Source organism: Mesorhizobium sp. M0898 (assembly GCF_040319695.1).
In the GTDB taxonomy this organism is placed as follows: domain Bacteria; phylum Pseudomonadota; class Alphaproteobacteria; order Rhizobiales; family Rhizobiaceae; genus Mesorhizobium.
On record NZ_JAMYOE010000002.1, the window covers coordinates 163,584 to 181,024 of the forward strand.

Sequence of the window (17,441 nt, forward strand, 5' to 3'; positions counted from 1 at the left end):
GGAGACCGCATTAAGTGCGGTCACCTCAACGACGCGGCCGCAGCCAACGAGGCCGAACGGGACCGGCGGAAACCGGATCAGGCGGTGCGCAACCCGCCGCCATGACAGCCGAGATCAATCAGGATGGAAAGAGAACGGTGACAAGAGCGGGCATGCATCACACCAGCCCGCGCTTGGCCATCATCGCTTCCGGGGAAGGCATCTTGCCGCGGAAGGCGGTGTAGAGTTCTTCCGGGTCCTTTGAACCGCCGGCGGCGTAGATGTTCTTGCGCAGCCGCTCGGCCAGCGCCGGATTGAAGGGATCGCCTGTTTCCTCGAAGGCGGCGAACGCGTCGGCGTCGAGCACTTCCGACCACATGTAGGAGTAATAGCCGGCAGAATAGCCATCGCCGGCGAAGATATGGCCGAAATGCGGGGTGCGGTGACGCATGGCAATGGTGTCAGGCATGTCGAGCTTTTCGAGCGTCTCGGCTTCGAAACGAAGCGCCTGTTCCGGTGCATCCGGCCGGGCGTGGTAGGCCATGTCGACCAAGGCCGAGGCGGTGAACTCGACGGTGGCGAAGCCGGCGCCGAAGGTGCGCGCCGCCAGCATCTTGTCGACCAGCGCCTTTGGCATCGGCTTGCCGGTCTTAATATGCAGCGCATGCTTTTCCAGTACCGCCGGCACCGTCAGCCAGTGTTCGTAGAGCTGCGAGGGCAGCTCGACGAAATCGCGGCTGACCGAGGTGCCAGCGACCGATGGCCAGGTAACGTCGGTCAGCATGCCGTGCAGCGCGTGACCGAATTCGTGGAACAGGGTCTTGGCCTCGTCGACCGACAGCAAGGCTGCCTCGCCGGCCGGCGGCTTGGCGAAATTCATGATGTTGTAGATGACCGGCTTGGAGCCATCGCCAAGCTTGTAGCCGGATTTCAGCGCGCTCATCCAGGCGCCGGAGCGCTTCGAAGGCCGCGCGAAATAGTCGGCGAGGAACAGGCCGCGCTCGCTGCCGTCGGCATTCTTCACGACGAAAACGCGAGCGTCCGGATGCCAGGTGGCAATGCCCTTCTTTTCTTCGAAAGAGATGCCGAACAATCGTGTTGCCACGTCGAAACAGGCGTCGATGATGCGGTCTAGCTGCAGATACGGCTTCAGCTCGGCCTCGTCGAAGGCGAATTTCTCTGCACGCAGCTTCTCCTGATAGAAGCGCCAGTCCCAGGCAGCGAATTTCTCGTTGCTGCCGGCCTCGACCGCCAGCCGCTGCAATTCGGCCTGGTCGCTTGCGGCCTTTTCCACCGCCTTTTCCCAGACCGGATCGAGCAGCGCGTGCACCGCCTCCGGCGTCTTGGCCATGGTGTCGTCGAGCTTCAATGCGGCGTAGGAAGCATAGCCGAGCAGCTTCGCCTTCTCGGCGCGCAGGCGCAGCATGTCGCGCACCACTTCCGTGTTGTCGGTAGCGCCGCCATTCTGACCACGCATGATGAAGGCGCGGAACGCCGTCTCGCGCAGGTCGCGGCGTTCTGAGAAGGTCGAGAACGGCTCGTAGATCGAACGCGACAAAGTGACGGCGTAGCGGCCCTTCTGGCCGCGCATCTCGGCGGCTTCCGCCATCGAGCTTTTCAGGAATTCCGGCAGGCCGGCCAGGTCGGCCTCGTCGAGGAACAACGCCCAGTCGCGCTCGTCGGCAAGCACGTTCTGGCCGAAATTGGTGCCGAGCGACGACAATTCCTCGTTGATCGAGGCCAGCCGCTTCTTGCCTTCGGCGTCGAGCCTGGCGCCGGAGCGGACGAAGTTTTTCCAGGTCTTTTCCAGCACCCGCAGCGTTTCGGCATCGAGCTTCAAAGCCTCGCGGCGCTGATAGAGATCGTCGATGCGGGCAAACAGTCGCTCGTTCATCGAAATCGCCGAGTAATGCCGCGACATCTTTGGCGAGATGTCGCGCTCCAGCGCCTGGATCGCCTCATTGGTGTGGGCGCCGGCGCGGCACCAGAAGATCGAGGAGACATGGTCGAGCGCCTCGCCGGCAAGCTCGAGCGAGGCAAGCGTGTTTTCGATCGTCGGCGTCCCGGTGTTGCCGGCAATCGCCTCGATCTCGGCCTCATGCGCCTTCAGGGCCGCGTCGAAGACCGGAGAAAAATCGCCGTCGCCGATGCGCGTGAAATCCGGCAGGCCGAACGGCCCTTGCCATGCGGTCAGCGGATGGGCGGCGAGGTCGACGGTTGACGGCATGGGCAAACTTTCGCTGGGTGGGCGGGAGAAGCGGATCGTCACCGATGTAAGGCGCCGGCCCGTTGCGCGCAACAGCACGCCTGGTTAACGCCGATGCGTGCCCACGACTCGTATGCGAACCAGGATGCCCACTCGCGCGCAGTGCAGCAAAAAGTGCACTGTAACGGTAATTCCCATCTATAATAATCTAAAATCCATGGTCTCGTTGTAAAATTCAGGCATCATTTCGTTTCCGAGATAGATGACGCTTCCGTGACTATTTCTAATTTTATTTAGGTTAGATTTAGACAACTTGAAAACACGACTAAAGTATGCGTCGTATGCTTTCCTCATATCGCCTTCCGCCCAGTCTAAACTATAGTACATTCTGCCAGGCAACATTACATCGCCGCGCCACAGATTTATATCATATTCAAGTACCGGAGATAATCTTGAACTAACTTGCAAACATCTATTTTCAGCGTCACGCTCAAGGACTATGTTGTTTAAAAAATCCTTTAACGATATCAGAACTCTTCTGTTTTTAAAAGACCGTTCTTCTTCTCGGATGGGCTCCCAAAAAATGGGGGTATCGCCATCTTCGATGGACGGCTTGACGAATACTATATTCTCAACACCCTTGGACAAGGCATGGTTGAAAACGATTTCATCTCTGTGCGACAGGAAAAGATTGAATTGCTTGCCCATCATTGCCCTCCAACACATAAGATTTCGAATTCCGATAATAGTGCACTTTTGCAGGGCGCGACCGTCGTTGTGAGTGGATTGACCGCATGGCTTGTCGCATTGGCGTTCCCACCTGCGTAACCACGTGACGTGGACAGGTCCGAATTGACGCCGGCAATTCCAGCGCCTATCCCCCGAGAAGCTCAAGACCAAATTTCGTCAGTAGCCGTCGCAGTTTTCGGCGATCGCGGCTTGCGAACTGGCGGTGATCTGGTCGTTGGCGACTGCAAAGGTCTCCTGCATCAGCATGTCGTTGCTGGGAAAATCATAGCAGGCGATCACAGTGGTGACGCCGCCCTCCGTCTTCTCGATCCGGTGGCGGATTTCGGCCCCGGCGACGGCGCCCTGCCACTCGGCGATCGAGGCGATGAATTCCTGCTTGCTTTGCACGACGCCGAGGTCGTCGAGCTTGATGCGGACGTTGTCGGCGAGCAGGTCCGACAATTCGGTGCGGTCGGCGATCAGTAGTGCCGAATACCAGCGGTCGATGATCGCGCTATCATCGGCGCGGGCGACAGTTATCGGGCACAGCAGTGCCGCCGCCGCGAACGCGATCCGAGCTCGCACCATGCCTCGTCTCCTACTCCGTCTCCGGCCGCTCGAAATCGCCGGTTTCCTTGTTCATCACCCAAAGCTCGCCGGTCGAAATATCGAACCAGGCACCGTGCAGCGACAGTCGCCCCTTGCCTTCGAGGATCGAAACACAAGGGAAGGTACGCAGATTGGCGATGGAATAGCGGATCGAGATGCGCTCCAGCGCCGTCTGGCGCTCGGTCGCGGTCATGAAGGTGCTGGACGATACGGTCTCGGCCGCGGGCGCGATCAGGCTCATCCACCTGCCGATGAAATCGCCCGGCGACAAGGGTGCGGCCGTGGTGTCGAGTGCCGCGCGGATGCCGCCGCAGCGGCCGTGGCCCATCACCACGATGTTCTTGACCTTGAGGCTCTGCACGGCAAATTCGAGCGCCGCCGATGTCGAGTGGAACTGATCGTCTGGCGCATAGGGTGGCACCAGATTGCCGACATTGCGCAGCACGAACAGCTCGCCCGGCCCGGCATCGAAGATCGCTTCGGGCGCGGCCCGCGAATCGCAGCAGGCGACGATCATCGTTTCCGGTGCCTGGCCCTCTCGCGCCAGCGAGCGATAACGGCCGCTTTCGGTGAGATAGCGGCCGCTCATGAAACTGCGGTAGCCGGTGAGAAGATGCTCGGGAAGATGGGGCATGGGCAGCGGTGGGAGCCTTTCCGGGTTGAAGGCAGCTCGGTTCAATCCCGAAAGGCTCTAGCGCATCGGCCCGAAAATCGGAACCGATTTTCGGAAAGCGGAATGGCGTGGTTTCGACGTACCAGCCCGTGTTTTGACACGGGTGAACGAACGCCGCCATTAATCGGCCTCAGAACCGCAGATTGGCGGTTCGACTATTCCGCGATGTCCAGCAGGGTCGATATCAGCAGCCGGCGCTCTTCGGAGGAGAGAATGTCCGAATCGAACAGGTTCATGCTGCGCAGCCCTTCGATGGCGAGATAGCAGACCAGCAGCGCCTTGAGGTTCGGCGTCTCCTGCTTCAGCCGCTCGAATAGCTGCCGCCTGAACGATTTTATCGGCGTCAGGAAATCGGGATCCTCGGCAATCGCCGAAAATATCCAGGATGCCGACGGTTTCGATTCCTCGGCATGCTCGGCCGACAGCTTGATGTAAGTTGCAAGCGGGCTTTCGCCGTTGACGCCGGCCGTGCGGGCGGACTCCAGGGCCTGCTCGAAGGCGCGCAGGTAATCCTCCACCAGCGCCTGCATCAATTTCGCCTTGGTCGGGAAATTGTAGAGAAGACCGCCCTTCGACACGCCGGCACGGCTGGCGACCGCATCCAGCGACAGGCTGCCAGGACCCGTCTCGCGCGCCACGGCGGCGGCGGCGGCGAGGATCTTCTCGCGCGAATTTGCTCTGCGGGCCTTCATCAAGCGTTCCCCATTCATTAGCTTAGGCGGAATTGACAAGACCGTCCAGACGGTACAGTAAGATCGCCGTCATTTGAAATTGGGACCAGGCACAGGTATGTGTTCCGGTCATCCGACCGTTATGCTGGGCAGTGGCCGAGGGACTGTTCGTGATCAAGCGCTTCATCATCGCCTTCATTCTGCTCGTGCTGGTGTGCGGCGGCATCGTCGGCTTCAACCTGTTTCGCGACAATGCGATCAAACAGTTCTTCGCCACCATGAAGCCGCCGGCCGCGACCGTGTCGACGGTCATCGTCAAACCGATGTCATGGACGCCCGGCATCGAGGCGATCGGCACTGTCAGTGCCGTACGCGGTGTCGACCTCACCGTCGAAACCGCGGGCATCGTCAAGGACATCCTGTTCCATGCCAATCAAAAGGTCGCCGCCAACGCCGTGCTGCTGCAGCTCGACGATGAAGTCGAGCGAGCCGACCTCGTGGCGTCGAAGGCGCAAGCCACATCCGACCAGACCACGCTGATGCGCGCTCTTGAGCTGCAGAAACGCGGGGTCGGCACCGACGCTACGCTCGACACGGCGCAGGCAGCAGCATCGGTCTCCGCCGCGCAGGTGAACAAGCTACAAGCGGTGCTCGACCAAAAGCAGTTGACGGCCCCTTTCAAGGGTACCGTCGGCATTCCGAAAATCGACCTTGGCCAGTATCTCACACCCGGCACCGCCGTGGTGACCTTGCAGGACATGGATACGATGCGTGTCGATTTCACCGTGCCGGAGCAGCAGCTTCCGCAGCTGAAGATCGGACAGACGGTGCGGTTGGGCGTCGGCGGCGGCGACATGCCGTTCACCGGCAGCATCCGCGGCATCGATCCGAAGATCGACCCGACCAGCCGGCTGGTGACCGTGAGGGCGGAGGTCGGCAATCCCGAAGGCAAGCTGACGCCCGGCCAGTTCGTCCAGGTGCGCGTCGAACTGCCCGCGGAGAACGACGTGCTGGCGCTGCCGCAGACGGCGCTGACTTCCAGCCTGTACGGCGACTTCGTCTTCGTGGTGCGCCCGGCCAAATCCGCCGAAGCCAACGGCGCGGCGCCCGAGGCAAAGCCGGAAGAAAAGCCGGCTGCAGATGCTGCCAAGCCCGCGGCCGAAGCACCCGCGGCAAAACCCGACGAAAAGCCGGCTGCTACCCCAGCCAAGCCGGCAGCGGAAGCCAAGCCGGCAGCGGAAGAACAGAAGCCGCAGCTCGTGCTCGCCCAGGTGTTCGTCAAGCCCGGCCGCCGCAACGCCGGCCTGGTTGAGATTCTGGAGGGCATCGCGCCCGGCGACGAAGTCGTTACCGCCGGCCAGAACCGGCTCTCCAACGGCATGTCCGTTGCCGTCGACAACACGATCGATCCGAGCAAGCCAGGGAACCAGCAGGCAGCCCAGCAATGAGCTTTTCCGACCTCTTCATCCGCCGCCCGGTCCTTTCGACCGTGCTTGCCTGCATGATCCTGCTTCTGGGTTTTCAGGGAATCTTCAACCTTTCGATCCGGCAGTATCCAGAGGTTGAAGAAACGGCCATCACCATCACCACGGCCTATCCCGGCGCCAGTGCCGACCTGATCCAGGGGTTCATTTCCGCGCCGATCGCGCGTGCCGTCGCGTCGACCGAAAACATCGACTATGTCACGTCGGCGAGCCGGCCGTCATCCAGCACCGTGACGGTGCAGATGAAGCTCGGCTCCGACCCCGACGTCGCGCTGAACGAAGTCTTGTCGAAGGTCCAGAGCGTGCGCGGCGATCTGCCGGACGAAACCAAAGACCCGGTGATCGTCAAGGGCACCGGCCAGCAGTTCGCGATGATGTACATCTCGATGCAGAACCCGAACATGACGCCGGAACAACTCACCGAATATATCGAGCGCGTCGTGCGGCCGCGTATCTCGACGGTCGAAGGTGTTGCCGACGTGCAGATTTTCGGCGCCGCCGAATACTCGATGCGTGTCTGGATTGACCCGATCAAACTGGCGGCGCGCGGCGTGACCGCGGCGGAAGTGCTGGCCGCCATCAACGAATCGAATTTCCTTTCCGCGCCCGGCGACACCGAAAACGAATATGTGGTTTCTTCGATCACCGTTCGCTCTACGCTGCAGACCCCGGAGGCTTTCGCCGCCCTTCCACTCCGGTCGAAGGACGGCAATGTGGTGAGATTGCGCGACGTGGCCCGCGTCGAACTCGCCGCGGCGAACACCGACACCAGGGTCAGCTTCAACGGCAAGCCCGGCATCTTTCTCGCTATCTTTCCGACGCCGGCCGCCAATCCGCTGACCACCGCGGCGGCAATCCACAAGATTGTGCCGACCATCCAGGAGACGCTGCCGCTCGGCATGACGATGGAGATCGTCTACGATTCCACCGAGCAGATCAGTGCGTCGATCGAGGAGGTGTTCAAGACCATCGGCGAGGCGGTCGCCATCGTCATCGTCGTCATCCTGCTCTTCCTCGGCTCGTTCCGCTCGGTGCTGATGCCGATCGTGACCATTCCGCTGTCGCTGATCGGCGTCTGTTTCCTGCTGTTTTCGGTGGGCTATTCGATCAATCTTTTGTCGCTGCTGGCCATGGTGCTGGCGATCGGACTTGTCGTCGACGATGCCATCGTGGTGGTGGAAAACATCCACCGCCACATGGAGGAAGACGGCTTGTCGCCGATGCAGGCGGCGTTCAACGGCATGCGCGAGATCTCGTCCGCCGTCGTCGCCATGACGATAACATTGGCCGCCGTGTTCGCGCCGCTGGCCTTCACCGGCGGCCTGACAGGCGCACTATTTCGCGAATTCGCGGTGACGCTTGCCGGCTCGGTGGTGCTTTCGGGTGTCGTCGCCCTCACCATCACACCGATGATGTCGGCACGTATCCTGAGGTCCGGCTCGCACAGCCGCTTCCAGCGCATTGTCGACAATACGTTCGGGCGCGTCGAACACATCTATGAGCGGCTCGTCACCGGTTCGTTGAACTATCGCCCGGTGACGCTGATGATCGTCCTCGCGCTGGTCGCCACGACCGGTTTCATGTTCACCAAGACCGCGAGCGAACTGGCGCCGGAAGAGGACCAGGGTTTCCTGCTTTCGCTGGTGACCGCGCCGCGGTACGCGACGTCGGACTATACCGAAACCTACGTCAATCAGATACTCGGCCTGGTCAAGGATCTGCCTGAGACGCGGGCACAGTTCTCGGCGGTCGCCTTCGGTGGTGGCCAGACGAACAGCGCTTTCGTCGGCTTTGCGTTCAAGGACTGGGCTGACCGCACGCGCAACTCGAAGGAAATCCAGCAAGACATTACGGGCCGCCTGAGCAAGGTGGCGGGCGTCGAAGCTTTCGTCTTCGCGCCGCCGACGCTGCCCGGCTCCGGCGGCGGCCTGCCGATAACGATGGTCGTGCGCTCGACCGGCGACGCCTCGCAGGTGTACGAGGCGGCCGAAGACATCAAGAACAAGGCGCAGGCCTCCGGCCGCTTCATCGTCGTGCAGAATTCGATGACCTTCGACGCGCCGCAAGTGACGGTGACGATCGACCGCGACCGCGCCGCCGCGCTCAACCTGCCGATAGCCGACATCGGCCGGACGCTGACGCTCCTGGTCGGTGGCGCCGAAGTGGCGCAATTCGACCGCGAATCCAACAGCTACGACATCATCCCGCAGGTGCCGCAGAGCTTTCGCGACAACCCTGAAAAACTGGGCGAGTATTTCGTGCGCAGCGTATCGGGCGAGATGGTGCCGCTCTCGGCGGTGGTGAAGATCTCGACCAACGCGTCGCCGGCCGCCATCGAGCAGTTCAACCAGCTCAACTCGGCGACGATCTCTGCCTTGCCGCGGCCCGGCATCACCACCGGGGATGGGCTACAGGCGATCGAGGACATCGCCAAGCAAAGCCTGCCCGACACCTTCTTCATCGACTATACCGGTCAATCGCGCCAGGAGAAGGAACAGGGCTACACGATCATCATCGCGTTTGCGGCGGCGGTGCTCGTCATCTACCTGGTGCTGGCGGCGCAATTCGAGAGCTTCCGCGACCCGCTGATCATCATGATGGCGGTGCCGCTGTCGATCTTCGGCGCGATCGTGCCGCTTAATGTCGGGCTCGGCACGCTCAACATCTACACGCAGGTTGGCCTCATCACGCTGATCGGCCTGATCACCAAGCATGGCATCCTTCTGGTCGAGTTCGCCAACCAGCAGCGTGAAATGCACGGCATGCGGCGGCGCGATGCGATCATCGCGTCGGCCAGGGTGCGGCTGCGGCCGATCCTGATGACGACGGCGGCGATGGCGCTCGGCGTGGTGCCGCTGATCATCTCCAGCGGCGCTGGTGCCGCGGCACGCTATTCGATGGGCCTGGTGATCTTCACCGGCATCCTGGTCGGAACCATGTTCACGCTATTCGTGGTGCCGATGTTCTACACCTTTATCGCCAGCAAGGACCTGCCGCATCACGCCGAAAAGCCGGATCCGAAGCTGATGCCGGTAATGCCGGATTAGATTGTACTAGAGCTATCCGAGAGAGTGCGGACCACCGGCGATAGTGGTCAGCCGCCATTCCGAGTGCGCTAAACCTGTCGAAGGGTTCTGGCACGCGAGAGCAACTCCAGAAGGGTAGGTCTCCATCGAACCGAGGAGAACGCGGTCGAGGGGTGTTTCATACGCGCAGCAATCGCTGGCCCTATTTTCTGGAACGGCACGCTTGCTGGGTCGCCATTGAACCCTTCAGGCCTCCCCTTCAAAACCCACCACCAGAGCTCATATCCGCAGACCAGGATGGCCTCGGGGCGCAGCTGTTCAAGCAAAATCTCGAACGGAACCCGACCAAGTGCAAATTTGTCTCCTGGACGAATTCGCGGCTCCGTTCCCACATAAACGGGGACATAGTTATAGAACGCAATCGAATGCCAGCTTGCGGCAATATCGTCACGTGACATCTGCCACTTGGGTTTTCCGCTGATAACCTGCGTGATCCCCGTAAAGAATCGATGGGGTTCTTCAATTGCGTATCGCCGGACCACATAGCTTGTCACGTCCGGCTCACAAAGACCCACCATCTCCGGCTTTGCAGGATCGCAGTAGTGGGATTCTCCTAACACCACCAGGCGGGTGCCTTGAAGAGCGTTGTCTCGGTGGCCCCAATCATCTCCAACCCATGGCTTGAACATCAGAAGCCCTTCTGCGTCCGGGCCGCCTGATAAGCAGCGTTGAGACGCTTTGTTTCGTGCTCGGCGAGTTCCTGGAGTTTCGTCCCCAACCCGGAGACGCGGTCTGGGTGGTAGTTTTTCACAGCAACTCGATACGCGCTCTTAATTTCGTCAGGCGACGCCGAAGGGACGACATTCAACACCACATACCAGTCGACGGACTCATCCGCAGCGTGTTCGTTTTCCTCGGCACGGGTCTCGCCAAATCTTTCAACGAACAGACTTTCGAACTCAGGTTCAATCCATTTGAGAGACAGTTCGGACCATTGGGCGAGCGCCACTCTATCCAGCCGCCCGGAGACGGTCTGCCGATGGGTTTTGAGGCGAACAGGGAAGGCAATCGCGGCGACCAGCATCGAAACCAGCAACGGGCTCACCAGAACGCTCGGAAAAGGCTGCCAGGCAATCACCCCCTGTAAAGTCCAGAACTTGTCAGGGTAAACAAGGGCAATCCCGTAGCAAAGAACAACGGCGACCAGAAAAATGCGGACCGTCTCAATGAACGAGGCGCTGGCATCCTGCCAGGTCTTCCAGTCATAAAACGCTTGCTGCCAGAGTAAGAACGGGAATTGCTGACTCACCTGGTGCCTCTTGGAGTCAATCAAATCCGTCGTTGAAATTACCCGCTCTTCATTGGATTCAATTTTGCCGTTGAGTTCCCGCCCCAGTTTCGATCGAGTGTCAAACCGCTTCTCGCCGCTTCCTTTTGTTAAATAGAGGCCGTTCGTCGCGCCAATTGCATAGCTATTCCGGATATTGGCGATCAGGCGCGCCCGTTCGATAATGAGATGGCTGATCTGTTTTGAGATTTCAGCTGGATCGTAATCCGCAGCGTTGGGGGTTTCCGGATACTCAACGTTATGCTTCCGTATGTATAAATAGGTTACCAGCGCAATTAGCGGGAATAGATAAAATACGGCCGTTATCGCGCCGGTTATCATCACGGACAAAGCGTGCATGATGAACCCGAATGCCGAGAAGACCGCCACGACGACTAAGGTGACAGCCCCACCCCCGTCATTATTCTTCCTCTTTTTGCCCATTTATCGGGCAATAAATAAGTTAACAAGGTAACCAGCGACAAACAGGTAGAATGCCGCGCTGAATGCATAGGTCATCACTGGACTTCGGGCATGCCGGGTCGTCCGGACTATCGACCCATAGTTTCCGGAAGGGAACATATAAATGAACCATTGAAAAAAGAAGCCAGGTGCCAGAAGCCACTTCCAGCGGCGATCAAATTTCAGATCGGGGATGTTTTCCCGTTGCCAGCCCATTCGACCCCCCAAGACATCCCGATGGGCATGATCACTTTTCGATTCCCGGTGTCAACACAAACAGCGCGCCGAGTGCGTCATCGACAGAAAACTCCTGACAAATACTTGGAGGCGTAGCATATCTTGAAAATGCTGCTACAGCAGCCAGAGCTTGATCAGATAGCCTGAAACGTCGGCTAGGGGGAACTAGGTCCGCCGAAGGAGGGGATGTCGCTGATTTTCTAGCACGGCGTGACCACGTAAGCACATGCCTCACCCGCTTCCGTCCGTTTCGCATTCCTCATCGATTGTCCGGACTCACAAGTAGGCGTTGGTTTCCGGCCACTGGCGTCAAGTTATCGGCTCTGCACACGAATACGGACATCGTGGATTTGCCGTTTGGCTTTCTCCAGAGCCGACCATGAGTAGGTGATCGCAATTCCGTCGCGGTCACGGCAGACGACTCGTGGCTCTTCTGATCCTCGTGGATCCGCCGATGCGGATGACAAGCCATGCGCAAGGCTGTTTCGTACAGCTGCCGCCGCGATGATGTTCACCTAACTGACATTGTACAATAAAAGGCCGGATTTCCGGCCTTTTTTGAGAGACACAAGAGCAGCATCGCTCACTTGACGATGACGATGCTGGTGTTGGCTGGGCCGAAGACGTCGACGAGCTGGTAGAAATCGGCGGCGTTGTCCGGATGCAGACGCACGCAGCCATGCGAGGCTGGCTGGCCGAGGTGCTTGATGGCGCTTGTCGCATGTACGGCGTAGCCGCCGCTGAAGAACACCGAATGCGGCATCGGGGCGTTGTCGTATTTCTTCGAATACCAAATTTCATGCATGCGGGTCGGCTTGAACGAACCGGTCGGCGTGACGTGCGTCCTGTCGCCGGTCGAGACCTTCCAGGCGAATGTCGGCCGGCCGTCGACCAGGATTTCCATGGTCTGCTGTGACAGTGATACACGCGCGACGATCTTGTTGGCGGCGGCGTGGGCTGCGCCGTTGCCGGCACTGACAAGCAAGGCAGTACCGGTGATGACGGCGGCGGCGATGTTGATGAGCTTGGCGGAAATGGCAGTCCACATGATGTCTCCCCTATTCTGCCGGTCGGGACCGGCTCAATTCGATGACCGGCTTATCGGGGCGTCATGTTTCAAGCCGATTTCGCTAGATGCTCGTTTGTGTTTCGATTCTGTTTCCCCTGGTTAACAGAAAAGGTCCGCGCAAAGCAGCTTGCAGTTGCACGACGTCGTCATGACGGTGGCGTGTTTGCCTAGGCGGATCGGCCAAACCGCGGCGCGAATACGCGATTGCCTTTCGTTTGATAGGAAGTCACCTGACTCCGAAACCGAGCTGCAACAAAGCGCAGCCTCGGCGGCATGATCCGGATACAGCGAACAGGCAAAGTTGACCTAACGAAAACAGCGGTCAACGAACGATCGGAAGCCAACACTGTTTTCGCTACGGTCTGGATTGTCTGGACAGTTTCCAGCCTGCGCGTCGACCGGCTCAAGCCCCTCTGGCGGGGGCGGCTTAGGGCCGTTGAGGATGCGCGGCGCCTCCGGCAACTTGCAGCCGAGAGGACCGAAGGCCCGCGCCGCAACGGGGGGCTCCGCTGGCGGCGCGGGCGCTTCGGGGGTTCCCCTGAGGTGCCCGCAAATTCCAATTTTGAGGAACGAACAGGATTAAAACGAAATTCGCCGCTTCCGTGCTTTCCGCCCTGCTCTACGTCCAGGGGCTGCTCGGCATTGCCGGCCTCGCCACCGTGCTGCTGAAGGAACGTGCCCATGCCGGCGAGGTCAGCACGAACAGTGACATGCCGTCCGGCCCGTCGCTTCTCGTGGTGCGCTGAAGAGCATCGGACCCCAAAGTGGAAACCGGTTTTGGGAAAATCCGATGCTCAAGACAAAAGGGTGGCCGTCCTGCCTTCAATCGGCGAATTGCGTCGGCGGATCGAACCGGTAGCCCGCACCCCGTATGGTGGTGATGGTTTCGGTATCGAGCTTGCGGCGCAGCCGCACGATGCGCGAATCGATCGACCGATCGAAGGCTTCGGCATTTTCGGCGGGCGCGGCGGCGATGATGTCGTCCCGCGTCAGCACCTTGCGCGGGCTGGCCAGGAACAGCCTGAGCAGCGCCACCTGCCCGGGGGACAGCTGTTCTTCCGTGCCCGAGCGGTGCATGACGATGGCCGATCGGAGATCGACGGTCGCGTTCTCCAGCACGATCAGTTCCCCGGCGCTCCTGCCGCGCCGAGCCAGAAGGCCGCCTACGCGAGCGGCAAGCTCCCTGACATTGAGCGGGCTTTCGACGACGTCGGCGGCGCCGAGTTCGAGCGCCAGAACCTTGTCGACCAGATCGGCCGGGCGGCAGATCAGGATGAAATCCGGTCCACCTTCGCCGCCATGTCGCCTGAGCAGGTCGCGCCCCTCTGCCTGGCTGACGCTGTCGCCGACAACCACGACATCGATACCCTTTGCCGAAAGCAGCGATTCGGCCTCCCACGGCTGTCGCGCCGCGCGGACGTCATGACCGCGCCGCTCGAGATGATCGGCGAGATCGGTCGCAATTACTTCAGCGACGGAAACAAGCGCGATAACGGATCGTGCAGCCATGTTTTTCTACCCCGCATACGGCAACCCAAGAAGAGTGCTGGACATCATGTTTATACCCAATCTACTTTCCGCTGAAAGCGGGAGCGAAAGCATCGTGCGGGCACGAATTGTCATTGTCGAGGACGAGCCCGACCTGAGGGATGCGGTCGCCGAGTATCTCGGCGCCAGCGGCTATGATGTGGCCACGGCCGAAAGTGCGGCGGCGGCGCGCGACCTTTTGGAAACCCAGTCCTTCCATCTGGCCATTCTCGACATCGCCATGCCGGGCGAGGACGGCCTGTCGCTCGGCCGCTGGATGCGGTCGAAAATGCCGATCGGCATCATCTATGCGACGGCCGCCGGTACCGCGCTCGACCGCATCGTCGGACTGGAGCTCGGCGCTGACGATTACATCGTCAAGCCTTACGAATTGCGCGAAGTGCTGGCCAGGGTGCGCAGCGTGCTGCGTCGCGTTCCTGAGCCGACCGAGCCACAAAAGGCCAAGGCTGAAACATCCGGCGGCCGCCGGTCCGTGAGCTTCGGACCCTTTCACGCAGATCTCGACGGCAGGCTCGTCACCGGCGCCAACGGCGCGGTCATCGACATGGCCAAGAGCGAGTTCGACGTGCTGGAGGTGTTCCTGACGCGCGCCAACCGGCTGTTGACGCGGGCGGCGATCTCCGAGGCGATCGGTTTCGTCGAGGACCCGGAATCGTCCCGCGCGGTCGACATCCGCATCATGCGGCTGAGAAAGAAGATCGAAGCGGACCCGGCCAACCCGAAATTCCTGCGCACGGTGCGCGGCGAAGGCTATATCTTCTCGCTGCCGGCCGGTGAAAATAACTGAGGCCTGGCGGCTTGAGCAAGCCAAGGCCAGGAAATGACCATGACGGCTGAAACAGCACGCGCGGACACGCAGGGCGCCAGGCAGGGCGCGGCGATGGTGGCCGTGCATGTGGTTCGCCGGCTGCGCGAAGCCGGCGATTGGCAGCGCGAGATGGAAGGTATCCTCCAGACGCTTTGCGAAGCCATGGATTGTCACCGCGGCATCCTGTTTCGCCTGCGCGAACTGCCCGGCCAGGGTTTCGCCCAGTCGGTCGCCGCTTATTGGATCGCCCCCCGGTTTGGCGGTGAGCTGGCGTCACCTACCGTCATCGTGCAGTCGGTCGTCGATTCGGACCCATTGCTGGAACGGCTGGCAGAGGACGAGCGTCAAGGCAAGATCTTCGCCGGGCACACACGCGATCTCGAAGGCTTTCTGCGGACCGATTTCGAAAAGCAGAACATCAAGTCGTTTCTGTCGGTGTCGGTCTTTTCGCACGGCAATTTGTGGGGCACGCTGGCGGTCAACGACTGCGTCAACGAACGCGAATGGACCGACCAGGAAGAGGCGGCGCTGCACATGGTGGCACTCGCGATCGGCGATGCCATCGAACGATCTCCCTCCGACGCGCATGCCAGTGACGTCATTCGCCGCACCATGCTGCAGGCCTCGCTCGACGCCATCATCGTCATCGACGAGACCGGCTCGATCATCGAATTCAATCCGGCCGCCGAGAAGATGTTCGGCTATCGGCGCAGCGATATCCTCGGCAAGGACCTGCTCGACACGGTCGTGCCGGAATATTACCGCAAGGGCTATGCGTCCGGCGCCGAATACATGTCGGGCCGCGGCGCGCCGATGGTCGGCCAGCGGCTCGAAACGGTCACCCAGAACGCCGCCGGCGAGGTTTTTCCGATCGAGCTGACGGCAACCGAGATGCGGGTCGCCGATCGCCATCTGATCTTCGGCTCTATCCGCGACCTGCGCGACAGATTGCGCGCCGAGGAGGAAATCAACCGCCAGCGCGAAAAACTGCACCAGAACGAGAAGATGGCGGCGATGGGCTCGCTGCTTGCCGGCGTTTCGCACGAGCTCAACAACCCGCTGGCCGTGGTCGTCGCCCAGTCGACGCTGCTGCATGAATTTGCCGCCGATCCGCAGACCAAGGTGCGCGCCGAAAAGGTGCGTGCCGCTGCCGAGCGCTGCGGCCGTATCGTCAAGAGCTTCCTGTCGATGGTCCGCCTGCACCCGGCCGCACAGGCCGAAACCGACCTCAACCAGGTGATCCGCGCCGCACTCGAAGTGACCGCCTATGGCGCACGGTCGAGCGGCATCATCATCGACACCGATTTCGCCAGCGGCCCGCTGCTGGCCATGGCCGATGCCGACCACGTGACGCAGGTGGCCGCCAACTTCCTCATCAACAGCCAGCACGCCTTGGCCGGCGTTGCCGGCGACCGCCGGATCAAGGTCCGGACGTTTCGCAGCGACCGCGGCAATCCCGGATTCTCGGTCGAGGACAACGGACCAGGCGTTCCGGAAGCGATACGTTCACGCATATTCGAATCCTATTTCACCACCAAGCCGGTCGGTGTCGGTACCGGCATCGGTCTGTCGATCTCGAAATCGATCATCGAGCGGCACAATGGCAATATCTGGTTCGAGGAGGTTTCGCCGAGAGGTGTGCGTTTTGTCGTGCAGCTGCCGGCGATCGCGGCCGGCGCGGCCGCCGCCGGCGAAGCTCCGTCGCGGTCGAGCGGCTTGCGTCACGCGCTGATCATAGACGATGAGCCGGATGTCGCCGCGTCGCTGTCCGACATTCTGGAGTTGATGGGCATCAAGTCGCGGATCGTGCCGGCCTGGGTCTCGGCCGCCGCGACGCTGAGTGGCCATGTCCCGCCGGACATCGTGTTTTCCGATTTGCGCATGCCCGGTACCAGCGGCATAGCCGCCTATCGCGAGCTACTCGCCGAATTGCCGGGTCTGGCGCAGCGCTTCGTGCTTGTCACCGGCGATCTGATCGGCGCGAAAGGCGAGATCGAGGCGCTGCCGGCGCCGCAGCGGCCGCCAATCCTCGAAAAGCCGTTCAGCACGCTGGATGTGCGCGGCGTGCTCTCGGCCATTGCCGAGCAGGCGGCTCTGGGCGGCTAGACTCCGCGATCTCTCCCGGAAGAAAAAGGCTCCCGGCCGACATTGCGGCGGGAGCCTGACTGGAGTGCTGGAGGGCGCTCGCAAAAAATCAAAAAACGTTCGGCGTATCGGCCAGTGGTGCGGCGTTGGCGATCATGCGGACCGGCCGTGCCTTGCCCGACTGGGCGGCGATGACGCGCAGGCAGTCCAGGCTCTCGGCGCCCCAGGCCTGCCCCTTGCAGGCAAAATCGATCTCCGGAATCGGCAGGCGCGCCGTCTTGGTGGTGGTCGTCGCGCCATCGATGAGGTTGGCCGGCGGGTTCAGTGAGGCGAAGGCCGGACCGACGGTCGGCGTCAACGCCATGCCGGCAAATGCGGCAGCCGCCAGCAGCATGAACATCGCCATTGGATGATCACTGGCGCGCTGGCGCAGCGCCAGCTTCGGGCGCCGGTGGTTACGCTGGGAACCCTGCTGGCGAAGGTCGGTATCGGTGATCTGGATTTTCGTACGCATCGTCGTTTCCTTCG

The 17,441-nt window shown here is 61.0% G+C and carries 15 protein-coding genes; 5 read left to right on the plus strand and 10 right to left on the minus strand.

Annotation, left to right across the window (positions count from 1 at the left end):
• Positions 1 to 157: 157 nt before the first annotated feature.
• The 5 genes from NKH90_RS03835 to NKH90_RS03855 form a co-directional block, all read right to left on the minus strand.
• Positions 158 to 2,212, minus strand: coding sequence for a M3 family metallopeptidase (locus tag NKH90_RS03835; protein WP_352817795.1), 2,055 nt, complete (start codon positions 2,210 to 2,212; stop codon positions 158 to 160).
• Positions 2,213 to 2,383: 171 nt separating this feature from the next.
• The gene (locus NKH90_RS03840) at positions 2,384 to 2,893 is read right to left on the minus strand and encodes a hypothetical protein (RefSeq protein ID WP_352817428.1); all 510 of its coding nucleotides are present in this window, start codon (positions 2,891 to 2,893) and stop codon (positions 2,384 to 2,386) included.
• Positions 2,894 to 3,091: 198 nt separating this feature from the next.
• Positions 3,092 to 3,502, minus strand: coding sequence for a nuclear transport factor 2 family protein (locus NKH90_RS03845; protein ID WP_352470724.1), 411 nt, complete (start codon positions 3,500 to 3,502; stop codon positions 3,092 to 3,094).
• Between the two features lie 10 nt (positions 3,503 to 3,512).
• Complete coding sequence (locus tag NKH90_RS03850; RefSeq protein ID WP_023678156.1) at positions 3,513 to 4,157, minus strand: carbonic anhydrase; 645 nt, start codon at positions 4,155 to 4,157, stop codon at positions 3,513 to 3,515.
• 194 nt (positions 4,158 to 4,351) lie between these two features.
• The gene (locus NKH90_RS03855) at positions 4,352 to 4,888 is read right to left on the minus strand and encodes a TetR/AcrR family transcriptional regulator (RefSeq protein WP_352470723.1); all 537 of its coding nucleotides are present in this window, start codon (positions 4,886 to 4,888) and stop codon (positions 4,352 to 4,354) included.
• A 149-nt stretch (positions 4,889 to 5,037) separates the two neighbouring features.
• On the opposite strand from NKH90_RS03855, the gene NKH90_RS03860 reads away from it, so the two are divergent.
• Positions 5,038 to 6,315, plus strand: coding sequence for an efflux RND transporter periplasmic adaptor subunit (locus tag NKH90_RS03860; RefSeq protein WP_502898800.1), 1,278 nt, complete (start codon positions 5,038 to 5,040; stop codon positions 6,313 to 6,315).
• Positions 6,312 to 9,398, plus strand: coding sequence for an efflux RND transporter permease subunit (locus NKH90_RS03865; RefSeq protein WP_352817433.1), 3,087 nt, complete (start codon positions 6,312 to 6,314; stop codon positions 9,396 to 9,398). The genes NKH90_RS03860 and NKH90_RS03865 overlap by 4 nt, the downstream gene beginning before the upstream one ends.
• A 68-nt stretch (positions 9,399 to 9,466) precedes the next feature.
• Here NKH90_RS03865 and NKH90_RS03870 read toward each other — a convergent pair whose 3' ends face one another.
• The 3 genes from NKH90_RS03870 to NKH90_RS03880 all read right to left on the minus strand — a co-directional run bounded on the left by NKH90_RS03870 (position 9,467) and on the right by NKH90_RS03880 (position 12,451).
• A complete protein-coding gene (locus NKH90_RS03870; protein WP_352817436.1) occupies positions 9,467 to 10,066 on the minus strand; it encodes a hypothetical protein in 600 nt (199 codons plus the stop codon).
• Positions 10,066 to 11,148, minus strand: coding sequence for a J domain-containing protein (locus NKH90_RS03875; protein WP_352817439.1), 1,083 nt, complete (start codon positions 11,146 to 11,148; stop codon positions 10,066 to 10,068). Before NKH90_RS03875 ends, NKH90_RS03870 begins: the two co-directional genes overlap by 1 nt.
• A gap of 838 nt (positions 11,149 to 11,986) precedes the next feature.
• Entirely contained in the window at positions 11,987 to 12,451 is a 465-nt protein-coding gene (locus tag NKH90_RS03880; protein WP_352817442.1) for a L,D-transpeptidase, read from the minus strand.
• 623 nt (positions 12,452 to 13,074) lie between these two features.
• On the opposite strand from NKH90_RS03880, the gene NKH90_RS03885 reads away from it, so the two are divergent.
• Positions 13,075 to 13,218: a hypothetical protein gene (locus NKH90_RS03885; protein WP_352817445.1), complete on the plus strand. Its 144-nt coding sequence runs from the start codon at positions 13,075 to 13,077 to the stop codon at positions 13,216 to 13,218.
• 76 nt (positions 13,219 to 13,294) lie between these two features.
• Here the strand turns inward: NKH90_RS03885 and NKH90_RS03890 are convergent, their stop codons facing one another.
• Positions 13,295 to 13,981 (minus strand): winged helix-turn-helix domain-containing protein, encoded by a 687-nt coding sequence (locus tag NKH90_RS03890; protein ID WP_352817447.1) that lies wholly within the window; start codon positions 13,979 to 13,981, stop codon positions 13,295 to 13,297.
• A 46-nt stretch (positions 13,982 to 14,027) separates the two neighbouring features.
• Between NKH90_RS03890 and NKH90_RS03895 the strand changes: the two genes are divergently transcribed.
• Together NKH90_RS03895 and NKH90_RS03900 are read left to right on the plus strand one after the other, a co-directional pair.
• Positions 14,028 to 14,807: a response regulator gene (locus NKH90_RS03895; protein ID WP_352492215.1), complete on the plus strand. Its 780-nt coding sequence runs from the start codon at positions 14,028 to 14,030 to the stop codon at positions 14,805 to 14,807.
• A 39-nt stretch (positions 14,808 to 14,846) separates the two neighbouring features.
• On the plus strand, positions 14,847 to 16,934 hold the full coding sequence (locus NKH90_RS03900; protein WP_352817450.1) for a PAS domain S-box protein: 2,088 nt from the start codon (positions 14,847 to 14,849) through the stop codon (positions 16,932 to 16,934).
• An 88-nt stretch (positions 16,935 to 17,022) separates the two neighbouring features.
• On the opposite strand, the gene NKH90_RS03905 is transcribed toward NKH90_RS03900, so the two are convergent.
• Positions 17,023 to 17,427, minus strand: a complete 405-nt coding sequence (locus tag NKH90_RS03905) for a hypothetical protein (RefSeq protein WP_352817453.1) — start codon at positions 17,425 to 17,427, stop codon at positions 17,023 to 17,025.
• Between the last annotated feature and the right edge of the window lie 14 nt (positions 17,428 to 17,441).